Here is a 1,727-nt window from a genome sequence, read left to right on the forward strand (position 1 = left end):
CTTTTAAACAGCTAAATTAATATTGTCTCTAACATCGTCAGTTTGACTCTTCCAAATTTCACCCCTAATCGTGTTGTGTACTATCGTTGTGTTTGTGGCAGCTGAAGAAGAAACAGGCGTTACAGTGAATTCGTTCATACTGTCAATGTCGTTTCTTATTACTGTTACACCGTCAGTGTTTTGAAGCAGCACGCCATAACCGCCATTTTCATTGCGCTTAAAGCGTATTTTGTTGTTTATTACGCTGTGTTTTCTTCCGCCAGTAAGCAAAATCGCTGTCCTGCCAATGCAATTCTTTATACGGTTATCTTCTACGGTGTTTATATATCGGCTGTCTGCTGTTCCGTCTATTGCGTATGTTCTAGCGTTTTTAATTGTGTTTCCGATCACGTCAACTTCTGAATGGGCTTTCCACATGATACCGCGTCCGGTTCCAGTTAGATCAATAATATTATCGGAAACCTCAGCATCTACTGTTACACCACAACGAATACCGCCGAAACCTTTAATTTTGTTATCTGTGACCACCGTATCTATAGCAGCATCCAAAACAATTGAGTAATCCTGTGTAGAGCCTTCTGTATCATTGTCGCTTACCTTGACATACTTTGATAAATGCACCCTGATATGAACACAATCACCATTGATACGGTTATCTGTTACTAGGGCCATTTCACACAAATACGCGTATATACCTTGTGAGGTGCAGCCCTCAACAGTATTATCGTTAACCTTAACGCCTTTCCCCCTGGCAGTAATGCCGTTTTCAAAGCCTATGACTGTATTTCCTGATATATTGGCCCTATTCCCTGTTTCCGTGCTGGATACGCCTATAGAGTCGATACCGTGCGCCCAGGATGATTGACCAGGCTGGCGAATGATTTTATTGTTTGTGATGCTTACGTCTGTGCCGTACCCGTATGAAATGTCATTATCAGCAAAATTACTATCAATAATGACTTCCCCTGCTGTAAATGCCCGAATAGCTCCACGTCCGTTCTCTCTGAATCGGTTTTTCTTGATAATGATTTTGTAAGGATGATCATATTTCAGGCCGCCTTCTCCGAATCCCTCTAGATCAATACCCAGCTGCGGCCCTATTGTGTCGCCGCCGGCATAATTTACGTCATTATCTTCAAATACAAGGCCCTCGCATCCGTTTGTAGCAAAATTGTTTCTTCTCGCTCTCTCTAAAACGCATTTCCTTATTGTGATGCTGCTGGAAGGCGTGTAATCACTATTCCAGTTCATCATACCTTTAGCAGCTACCCAAATATTATCGCCTGTAGCGTGGGTGCATGTGGCTTTTTCGATAGTAACGTTCTTACACCCTCTTATATGGATGCAATAGCCCCATTCGTGCGTTTTCTTGCCTTCTACATAGACATAATCATGATCGTCTCTGTCTCCCATAAAGAAGCCGCCTTCCAGCTCCACATTTTCAAGCAGCTCAAAGTAGAAAATAGAGTATCCTGTGGCACTATTCGGCATAGCGTAAAAGCGTGCTGTTTTTGACATTTTTATTTTCAGGTTTGAAGCTCCGCGAACCCCGCCGCCGTATTCCGGCAAGCTCCCGAACTTACTAACGGGATCAATCAGGAAACGGCCACCAGGAATATAAACGCCGTAATATCCATTCTTGGCCGCGTGCTGGATAGCATCGTTAAAGCCTTGTGTTGTTGCTTCCGCGTTCTCACAGTTCGGATTTATACCCCATTCGTCAAAGT

1 protein-coding gene is annotated in these 1,727 nt (G+C 43.4%); it reads right to left on the bottom strand.

The window, feature by feature from the left end; translation table 11 throughout:
* Positions 1 to 3: 3 nt before the first annotated feature.
* Positions 4 to 1,727: right-handed parallel beta-helix repeat-containing protein (locus ACFQ8Y_RS22670; protein ID WP_430586798.1), on the bottom strand; the 1,724-nt coding region annotated here is incomplete at its 5' end.

The organism is Isoptericola sp. NPDC056605 (assembly GCF_042792795.1).
Taxonomy (GTDB): Bacteria; Actinomycetota; Actinomycetes; order Actinomycetales; family Cellulomonadaceae; genus Isoptericola.